General features: G+C 39.2%; 9 protein-coding genes. 4 read left to right on the forward strand and 5 right to left on the reverse strand.

The features are described from left to right. Positions 1 to 976, reverse strand: a 976-nt coding sequence (locus AAC037_RS11680; protein WP_339903166.1) for a GTP-binding protein, incomplete at its 3' end; no start/stop codon positions are given. A 147-nt stretch (positions 977 to 1,123) separates the two neighbouring features. On the opposite strand from AAC037_RS11680, the gene AAC037_RS11685 reads away from it, so the two are divergent. Together AAC037_RS11685 and AAC037_RS11690 are read left to right on the forward strand one after the other, a co-directional pair. Continuing rightward, positions 1,124 to 1,714 (forward strand): hypothetical protein, encoded by a 591-nt coding sequence (locus AAC037_RS11685; RefSeq protein ID WP_339903167.1) that lies wholly within the window; start codon positions 1,124 to 1,126, stop codon positions 1,712 to 1,714. 11 nt (positions 1,715 to 1,725) lie between these two features. After that, a complete protein-coding gene (locus tag AAC037_RS11690; protein ID WP_339903168.1) occupies positions 1,726 to 2,265 on the forward strand; it encodes a DUF4924 family protein in 540 nt (179 codons plus the stop codon). Between the two features lie 5 nt (positions 2,266 to 2,270). On the opposite strand, the gene AAC037_RS11695 is transcribed toward AAC037_RS11690, so the two are convergent. Continuing rightward, positions 2,271 to 4,199 carry an AAA domain-containing protein gene (locus tag AAC037_RS11695; protein ID WP_339903169.1) on the reverse strand — a complete coding sequence of 643 codons (1,929 nt, stop codon included), beginning with the start codon at positions 4,197 to 4,199 and terminating at the stop codon, positions 2,271 to 2,273. Positions 4,200 to 4,274: 75 nt separating this feature from the next. Here AAC037_RS11695 and AAC037_RS11700 point away from each other — a divergent pair, with 75 nt between their 5' ends. After that, positions 4,275 to 4,880, forward strand: a complete 606-nt coding sequence (locus AAC037_RS11700) for an ACP phosphodiesterase (protein ID WP_339903170.1) — start codon at positions 4,275 to 4,277, stop codon at positions 4,878 to 4,880. A gap of 19 nt (positions 4,881 to 4,899) precedes the next feature. After that, positions 4,900 to 5,316 (forward strand): hypothetical protein, encoded by a 417-nt coding sequence (locus AAC037_RS11705; RefSeq protein ID WP_339903171.1) that lies wholly within the window; start codon positions 4,900 to 4,902, stop codon positions 5,314 to 5,316. A gap of 161 nt (positions 5,317 to 5,477) precedes the next feature. Here AAC037_RS11705 and AAC037_RS11710 read toward each other — a convergent pair whose 3' ends face one another. The 3 genes from AAC037_RS11710 to murI form a co-directional block, all read right to left on the reverse strand. Then, entirely contained in the window at positions 5,478 to 6,530 is a 1,053-nt protein-coding gene (locus tag AAC037_RS11710) for a M42 family metallopeptidase (protein WP_339903172.1), read from the reverse strand. Between the two features lie 12 nt (positions 6,531 to 6,542). Beyond that, a complete protein-coding gene (locus tag AAC037_RS11715; protein ID WP_339903173.1) occupies positions 6,543 to 8,429 on the reverse strand; it encodes an amidophosphoribosyltransferase in 1,887 nt (628 codons plus the stop codon). Between the two features lie 144 nt (positions 8,430 to 8,573). Next, positions 8,574 to 9,389 carry a glutamate racemase gene (gene murI / locus AAC037_RS11720; RefSeq protein ID WP_339903174.1) on the reverse strand — a complete coding sequence of 272 codons (816 nt, stop codon included), beginning with the start codon at positions 9,387 to 9,389 and terminating at the stop codon, positions 8,574 to 8,576. Positions 9,390 to 9,517: the final 128 nt, after the last annotated feature.

A 9,517-nucleotide genomic window follows, 5' to 3' on the forward strand; every position in this document is an offset into this window, starting at 1 on the left:
CCAGGGAAGCATCATTGAGCTGAAGTTTCTCCATAGAGGCCCTTAGTTCTTCGAAATCCGTTGTTTCGACCGGGTAAATACCCGCAAAAACCATCGGTTTCACATTCTCAAAACCTTGGACTGTATTACTACATGGTCTTTTGACATGGGTAATGGTATCCCCTACTTTGACCTCCTTGGCCACTTTTATTCCTGAAATCAAATAGCCTACATTCCCGGCTTGTAATTCATCTTGTGGTTTTTGTTGGATCCCTAAAATACCAATCTCATCTGCCTCATACTCTCTACCGGTATTGACAAACTTAATTTTATCTCCTTTATTAATGGTTCCATTGAATACTCTAAACAGTACTTCTACTCCTCGGAAAGGATTGTACACGGAATCAAAAATCATGGCTTGTAATGGGGCATCTACATCTCCTTTAGGCGCCGGCACCCTTTCCACAACAGCATTTAAAATGTCTTCAATACCTATGCCTTCCTTGCCCGAAGCCAAGACAATGTCTTCTCGGTCACAGCCAATCATTTCCATTACCTCCTCAGCAACTACCTCAGGTTGTGCTCCGGGAAGGTCAATTTTATTTAAAACCGGAATAATTTCCAAATCATGTCCAATGGCCAGATAAAGGTTAGATATGGTCTGTGCCTCTATACCCTGGGAAGCATCCACAATCAACAGTGCTCCTTCACATGCGGCAATGGACCTTGACACTTCGTAGGAAAAATCCACATGACCGGGAGTATCTATTAGGTTTAAGGTATACTCTTCCCCTTTATATGGGAAATTCATTTGGATGGCATGCGATTTTATCGTAATCCCTCTCTCCCTTTCTAAATCCATACTATCCAATAGCTGGTCTTGCATCTCCCGCTCAGTCACCGTGTTGGTGAATTGTAAAAGTCGGTCTGCTAGTGTACTTTTGCCATGGTCAATATGGGCAATTATACAGAAATTTCTTATTTTATCCATGTTCATACTAAGTGCAAAAGTAGTAAATAGTTAGTGTTTTAATATGTTTTGTCCATATAAATTAGAAGTTTAACACCTGAAGCTTGACAGAGAAGACTTTCAAGCGATTGGGATAATGCTTAAATTTGAAAATAACTGAATATAATGCTTCAAATGAAACTTTATTTTCTTCTCATTACGCTATGGTCCCTTCTGCTTTCGATAAATGAACCTAGGGAGAAAAAAGAGGCTGTAAAAGGTGGTGTGGTTTCCATAGACCCCAATCGGCCACTCAATTGGAATGACTTCAAAAAAGTCAATTTAATAGGAAACAGGTCCACAATCAATGCCATAACCCAAAGTACTTGTGAAATTGAAATAGTAAAAATCAATGATCAAGGTGACCATGTAAGTCTGGATATTGAGGTTAAAATAAATCTTCACAAAGAATTGAGCCAAGTGAAAAATGACTTTTTCAAAACTAGGGATGCAGCAACAAAAGAGCGTGTACTGCATCATGAAAATGGACACTATCTAATCGCTCAGATCATAGGCCATCGAATACTCAAAGCAGTAAACAATTATAAATTTGACAAAAAGAATCACAGAACTCAGTTAAACAAGATAATAAAAGAGAATTTTAAAGATTGGAAAAGACTGGATGAACAGTATGACGCTCAGTCTACCAAGCCTCACAACCCTGAAATGCAAGCCAGGTGGGACCGTTTTATCGCATCCGAGCTTCAGGCCTTAAAACAAGATTAGCAGACAAACACATGAAATCAATAGCTGACAAAAAGAAAAAAGAAAATATTATCGAATACATATTGTACTTGTATCGAATGGAAGACTTACTCAGGGCATACCAATTTGATATGAAAGAGGTCAATGAATATGTCTTGGGACACAAAAATGTCCAAGCCGAAGACAAAGAGGAAACTAAGTTATGGCTTTCAGGTATGATTCAGGAAATGGAACAAGAAGGAATTCAGGAAAAGGGCCACTTAAAAAAAACACAAAAACTGGTAGATCACCTAGCTAATATTCACTGGAAACTATTAAAAGAAGAAGCCGAATATGTGGCTGTTTACCGCAAAACCCAGCCCCACTTGCTACAATTAATAGCTGACAGCCAAGAAGCCGTTCCTGAACATGAAATCCAAATATTTATCAATACCCTCTATGGGATTTTGCTTAGTAAATTAAATGGGCTTGAAGTGCCTGAAGATATCATGACTGCAGCTTCAAGTTTCGGAGACACACTGGCTTTGTTAAACCATGCCTATAGGAGTGGTTATAAAGCAAAAATAGAATAAGGGCATTATTGATCCATAAATTCATAGATACTATGGTAAGCACCTTGTTCCTGTACAAAATCTAAGAAAGACTGGTAAAAATCATTGCTGCCTATGGTTGCACTGTCGCCTAAAACAATTAGTTTTCTTTTTGCGCGGGTCAGTGCAACATTCATTCTCCTGGTATCCGCTAAAAAACCGATTTCACCTTGCTCATTTGATCGGGTAAGGCTAATGAGGATAATGTCCCGCTCCTGGCCCTGAAAGCCATCCACCGTACTGATGGTCAAATTTTGATCCATTTGTTTGAGGAATAACCACTCCGAGTCTAAGGCTACCATTTCCTTTAATAGCCTCACCTGTGCACTGTAGGGAGCAATCAAGCCTACTTGCCAAGCCTGATTTTCATTCTTATTTAACCCTACCCTCTTCAATAAATCCCTTAGTAAGGTAAGCAGCATAAAGGCTTCTTCTTTATTGCTTATGCTAAGGGTTTCCCTATCTCTGAATTCCAAAAACCCACTACCGGCAGTATCTACAAAGGCCAAAGACGCTTCCCCTTCTTCTAAATAATGTTTTTGGGTATTGGCTGCTGCGATAAGTTTATTGTCATAAAATGCAAGGTTTGAAAACCCCATAATTGCCGCTGCCATCCTATATTGTACGGACAATAGCTGGGCTGCTTCAGGTTGATTGGTAATGGCTTTCTCAAAGAGCGTGTTTTGAAGTCCTTTGGCTGCTTCTCTGGATTTGATCGTGGGAGGAAGCTGACAATGATCTCCGGCCAATACTATTTTTTGTGCTTTCGTTACAGGAATCCAGGTGGCCGGTTCCAATCCCTGAGCAGCTTCATCCAGAAACACAACCTGAAAAACCTTACTTTTCAGCAAATTAGATGCTGCACCCACCAGAGTGCAGGCAATCACTTGACAGGAGCCGAGAATGGAATGAGTCATGTAATCATACAACTGTCTTGCTTCTGCTTGACATTTACCGGCCTCATTGTAATTCATTTTCCGCTTCTCCCTTTCAGCATGTCCAAAATTGCGTTTAAACTTATTGGCTTTCCTTCGGTACTCCTCAGCCGCTTTACGTAATTTTTTATATTCTTTATAGGAGGGGTGTGCCAGAATTTTTGCATCCAAAGTTCGCTGAATTATTTTCTCATCTATTCTTGCCGGATGACCTATCCGCAACACATCCAGATTCACATCACCCATTCTTTCCACCAATAAATCCACCGCCGCGTTACTAGGGGCACATACCAATACCTGGTCATACTTTTGCGTAGCAGAAACGATTGCCTGTACTAGGGTGGTGGTTTTACCGGTACCCGGAGGGCCATGTACTATCGCAAGGTCCTTTGCTTGCTCTATCAACTTCAAAGCCTTATTTTGCCCCTCGTTCAGTAGCTCCGACCCCCTATTTGTTGACGTTGTAAAATCAGGTTTTCGATGCCCCAAAATCACTTCTCTCAAATGGGCCAACCTGTTGTTTTCAGATGCAATAACTGCTTCCATGGTACTTGTCATTACCTTGTAGGTGGTGTCATCAAACATCAGGTTAACCCCTATACCCCCTTCATTTACCCAATCCGGAAGGCGCTCGGTGTTCAAACTTAATGTCATCACATTTCCTTTGACATTGTTTACTACCCCATTTAGATAGGTCGTTTGAATGTCATTTTCCTCCACATTAGAAAACAAACTAATGGATTTACCTGAATGAAACCCATGGTTGGACAAAGCTTCTTTGACTGAAATCTCAATCACCAACTGATCTGAAAAAGTCCATTTTATTTTATTCAACTGTACAGGATACCAACAGACCCCTGCCTGTACTTTGTCCTTAATTGATTTTCTAAAGGTCAAACTTCTAAACTGGGCAAGGTCCTCAGCCCATTCCGCTCGTAAAAGTTTTGTGGTATATAATAATTCTTCCCCTATATTTGCCATTTGTTATTTACTGTATGAAGATTCAAGGTTAAGTAAATCATTCCTAAATTTAGTCAATCATTCCTTTTTATTCGCATGAATTTCTTAGCACATGCTTACTTATCCTTTGACCAGCCCAAAGTATTAATCGGTAACTTTATCGGGGACTTTGTAAGAGGGAAAATTGATGAGCAATTTGAAAGAGAAATTGTCACGGGAATCATGTTACATAGAGAAATCGACAGCTTTACAGACAAACATAAGTTGGTAAAAGAAGCCCAGGACATTTTAAAGCCTAAATTTTCAAGATACTCTTCTGTGATAACAGATATGTACTTTGATTACTACTTAGCCGTACATTGGAGAAAGTACAGTAATGTGCCTTTAGAGGATTTTACTCAGTCAGTTTATGACTTATTAGAAGCCAACAGATCGATTCTTCCACAAAAGTTTTTGTTGCCATTCAAGTATATGAAGAAAGAAAACTGGTTGACAGCCTATGGTACTAAGGCGGGAATACAGCGGTCTTTTACGGGACTGTCCTATAGAACATCTTTTGATTCTAAAATGGAATTAGCCCCTCAATTTCTTGAGGAAAACCATGCTGTTTTCGAATCTTATTTTGAGCAATTCTTTTCTGAATTAATAGATTTCTCAAAAAGAAAATTGAAACAATTACAAAATAGAGATGGTAAGTTGTAAACCAAAAAAAAGCACCTACATGTCTTTGGGATTTGTGGTCCTTTTATTGTTCATTGGCTTAAGTTATTTATCGTATGACTTTAACCAGTCACGCGAATTCCCCTTCCTTTTTTACCTGATTGGGAGCACCCTCATTACTATAGTGTTGTTACTTATTTTGGTAAAGATGATGGCCGGCTACAAATTTTTAGCTGCAGGAAAGGACAAGATAGAAATTTGGCTCCCGCTCAAAGGCCAGCGGAAAAAATACAGTGTGACGGACCTATTGGCTTGGCAAGAGGAGGAAGTAGTAGCCAATAAGAAAGTTTTCAAACAGTTAATATTGGTATTTACTGACAAATACTCCTTTTCTATCAGTAACCACGAACACTTGGGCTATGATGACTTGAAAAGGTACTTAGGAAAGAAGGCTTCGAAAAAGAAAGTGAAATCCTAAATCCCAATCACAAAGGTTGAGCAACCCAAACCACTAAGGTTGTCAATATTTCGAAAAAATGTCCCGCATTTAAGAAATACGGGACATTTATAAATTTCAATTTTACCTACGATTGAGCTTTAGCAGATCAATTCATCAGGAGGTTTGAGTAAAGCCAGTGCTTAATGCGACCAATCAAAGCCATCTATTTCTTCCAGGCTTGCTTTAAGAAGCTGAATGCTCGATTGAACATCTTCTTTATTTGCCATTTCAATAACTTGGTGCAAATGCCTTGTAGGAATAGAGATGGCTCCTGCAATGGCTCCTTTTCTTCCCATTCGCTGTACTCCGGCAGTATCTGTACCTCCGGCTGTTAAAATCTCTGTTTGAAAAGGTATGCTATTATTGGCTGCTGTCTTCTTTAAGAAGGCTACCATTCTGTAATCACAAATGGCTGAAGCATCCATGATTTTGATGGCAGTACCTTTGCCCAATTCCGTAATCTTTTCGTGCGCTGCAGCACCCGGAAGGTCAAAAGCAATGGTGGTATCTAGCGCAATGCCAAAATCCGGATCAATGTGGTGTGCCGAAACCTGGGCACCACGTATACCAACTTCTTCCTGAACGGTAAAGGTGGCATATACATCATAGGCAGGAGCTTCCAACACCCTCAATGCCTCCAATAAAATAAAAACAGCAATTCTATTGTCAATGGACTTACAATTGACACAATTCCCCATCTCCACCAACTCTCTTTCACGGGTAATGGGGTCGCCTACTTCAATCCATTTCTCAACCTCTTCCTTATCCATCCCAAGATCAATAAAATAATCTGAAATTTTAGGCAGCTTGTTTTTTTCTTCAGGGGTCATCACATGTATAGGCTTGGTACCCATCACACCCATTATATCCTTTTCTTTCCCATGGATAATTACCCGCTGCGCTGTGAGGGTTTTTGGGTCAAAGCCACCAAGGGTATGAAATCTCAAAAAACCATTGTCATCAATATGGGTAACAATAAAACCTATCTCATCCATATGGGCAGCCACCATTACTTTCTTCCCCTCAGGGTTTCTCTGCCCTTTCTTTATTGCAATGACATTTCCTAAATTATCTACAGCTACTTCGTCCACCAAGCCTCTGGCTTTTTCTACGATAAAATCTCTTATTTTTTTCTCAAAACCAGGAGCACCGGGTAATTCACAAATCTCTTTTAATAAAGCAACATCAATCATTTATACTTTGGTTTAATACGCCCTTTCTTCTTTTCCTTCCATATAATTAACAAAGGCCTTTTTCACTACACGAATTCCGCCCTTGGTAGGGAAATTCCCTGTAAAATACCAGTCCCCACTATGGCCCGGGCAGGACGAATGAAGATTATCTACCGTTTGGTAAATTACATGAACGCCTGCCTTGATGTTTTCGGAAGTAATAATTGAAGCAATTTTATCGGAAATTTCCTGATCTGTAAAAGGTGCATAAATCTCTTTTACATAATTTTCATCTGACTCAGGGTTAGCTACACATTTGTCATAAACCCTTTCTAAAAGATTGTCCATCCCATCTTTGTCCTCTATCAATTGTACGGCAGCCCTAAAAGCGATAAAATCTTTCATCCTGGACATGTCAATACCATAGCAATCAGGGAATCTTATTTGGGGAGCAGAAGAAACAATTATTATACGCTTTGGCTCAAGCTTATCTAAGGTTGTGAGGACACTTTTTTCAATGGTGGTTCCTCTCACTATACTGTCATCAATTAAAACAATGGTATCTATCCCTGATCTGATTACCTCATAGGTTGTGTCATATACATTCGATACCATTACATCTCTATCAGAGTCATTGGTGATAAATGTTCGCAATTTGACATCCTTGCTAACCAGTTTTTCGACTCTCGGCCTGAAGTTTAACAACTCACCCAGATCATCCAAATGCGGTTTACCTTCTATCAAAATCTCCTTTCTTTTGGCACTGAGGTAATCTTCAAGCCCTTCTATCATCCCATAATAAGCAGTTTCAGCCGTATTGGGTATATAGGAAAAAACGGTATTCTTAAGATCAAAATCAATGGCTTTCAATATCTGAGGAACCAAAGCCCGCCCAAGATTTTTCCGCTCTTTATAAATATCAGGATCAGTTCCTCTTGAAAAATAAATCCTCTCAAAACTACAGGATTTTTTCTCCTTTGGAGGGATAATTTCAAACTCACCATACGACCCATCTTTATTAAAAATAAGCGCATTGCCAGGTTGAATTTCCTTTATCTGCTTGTAATCTATATCAAAAGCAGTCTTAATAGGTGGTTTTTCCGAGGCCACCACTACGATTTCATCATCCGCATAATAATAGGCCGGCCTAATTCCTATGGGATCTCTAACCACAAAGCCAGCACCATTTCCTATCAGCCCTGCCATGGCATATCCTCCATCAAAATCCCTACAACTTCGCCTCAATATTCTGGCAACATCGAGTTCTTGTTCGATTACTTCTGTAACTTCTACATTAGAAAATTTGTCTTTATACTTATCAAAAATCCTCTGATTTTCTTCATCGAGGAAATGACCAATTTTCTCCATTACCGTTACGGTATCTGTTTTTTCTTTGGGATGCTGCCCCAAATTTACAAGGATATCAAAAAGTTCCTCCACATTGGTCATATTGAAATTACCGGCCATGACCAAATTCCTACTTCTCCAATTATTTTGCTTCAAAAATGGATGACAGGTTTCAATGCTATTTTGCCCATGTGTACCATACCTAAGGTGTCCCAGCCAAACTTCTCCTGAAAAAGCCGAATTGTTTTTCACCCATTGCGCATCCATCAAATCTTCAGGTGATCCAAGCTTTTTGGCCTTCTTGTATTTCTTATTGATTTTTTGAAAAATCTTGGTAACTGCCTCAGGTTCTACTGACCTGTATCGGCTGATGTATCTTGTACCAGGAGGGGTATTAATTTTTATATTTGCCAATCCGGCGCCATCCTGCCCACGGTTGATTTGTTTCTGCATCAAAACATACAACCTATTGGCGGCATAAAACGGGGTATTGTATTTGTCAATATAATATTGCAATGGTTTTCTAAGCCGAATCATTGCAATCCCACACTCGTGTTTGATCTGGTCACTCATAACATTCTAAAGGAGTAAAATATGAACCAAAGTTACGTCTTTTTTTAAGAATTAGTTCCCCAAACTGCTCAAACTTAGACCGAGTATAAATTAGCTAAAAAATTTTAACCCAACGCATAAAACAATATAAACTACAAAAAATACTTATTCCCACAAAGGGAATTTTTGAAGTTTTATCTGTTTACCAAAGAAAAGCTTGGTGGTTTCCTCAAAAGAAACTGTGTAATCGGAAACCAAAAACTTGTCTTTTTGTCCTGAAATACGCTCAGCCAAAAGCTTGTTCTTTCGGAGTAAATTTTCCACCGACTTTGCTACGGTTTCTGATGCATCTATAATTTGAATCTTTCCCTCATAAAATTCCATTATTTGATGCTTGATCAAAGGGTAATGGGTGCAGCCCAAAACCAATGTTTGAATTTCCTTTAATTCCGCCCGGTTTAAATAAGAAGCAATAATATCTTTACTTATATTTTGTAAATGAAAACCCTCCTCAATCATTGGAGCAAGCAAAGGAGTGGCCAATGATTTTATTTTTATTCCTTTACCAAGACCATTTACTTTTCGTAAATACACACCGGAAGTCACCGTCTGCTTGGTACCAATCAATCCCACATTTTCGCCTTTATGATTGTGGCCAAGAAAATCAACAACCGGATCAATAACATTCACAACCAAAGCTTTAGATGCTACATAAGCCTTTACTAAATCATAGGCTGCAGCGGAGGCAGAATTACAGGCAATTAAAATCATTTTGCAATTCTCCTTCAGTAAGGCATCAGCAATTTTTACGGAGTAGGCTTGAATAGCTGCCGTACTTTTATCTCCATAAGGCAAATGAGCTGTATCACCAAAATAAACGATTTGCTCATTTGGAAGCATTTTTTTCACTTCCTTGGCTACAGTCAACCCTCCTATTCCACTGTCAAAAATCCCTATGGGCGATTGTGCAACGATGGCCATAATTACTTAGAATTTTAAAAGCTTTTTATAGAAAAATAAATTCCCCGGATTCACGCACCCGGGGAAATGCAAGCGAAGGGTTAAACTAATTTAAAACATTTTGCACGCTAACCATGGATTAAATCCCA

This window comes from uncultured Cyclobacterium sp., assembly GCF_963976465.1.
Taxonomy (GTDB): domain Bacteria; phylum Bacteroidota; class Bacteroidia; order Cytophagales; family Cyclobacteriaceae; genus Cyclobacterium.

What these genes read in the sequence shown, in the direction of transcription:
- murI (WP_339903174.1), bottom strand. Translation starts at nt 9,389, where the DNA reads ATGGCCATCGTTGCACAATCGCCCATAGGGATTTTTGACAGTGGAATA.
- AAC037_RS11700 (WP_339903170.1), top strand. Translation starts at nt 4,275, where the DNA reads ATGAATTTCTTAGCACATGCTTACTTATCCTTTGACCAGCCCAAAGTA.
- AAC037_RS11715 (WP_339903173.1), bottom strand. Translation starts at nt 8,429, where the DNA reads ATGAGTGACCAGATCAAACACGAGTGTGGGATTGCAATGATTCGGCTT.
- AAC037_RS11710 (WP_339903172.1), bottom strand. Translation starts at nt 6,530, where the DNA reads ATGATTGATGTTGCTTTATTAAAAGAGATTTGTGAATTACCCGGTGCT.
- AAC037_RS11690 (WP_339903168.1), top strand. Translation starts at nt 1,726, where the DNA reads ATGAAATCAATAGCTGACAAAAAGAAAAAAGAAAATATTATCGAATAC.
- AAC037_RS11685 (WP_339903167.1), top strand. Translation starts at nt 1,124, where the DNA reads ATGAAACTTTATTTTCTTCTCATTACGCTATGGTCCCTTCTGCTTTCG.
- AAC037_RS11705 (WP_339903171.1), top strand. Translation starts at nt 4,900, where the DNA reads ATGTCTTTGGGATTTGTGGTCCTTTTATTGTTCATTGGCTTAAGTTAT.
- AAC037_RS11695 (WP_339903169.1), bottom strand. Translation starts at nt 4,199, where the DNA reads ATGGCAAATATAGGGGAAGAATTATTATATACCACAAAACTTTTACGA.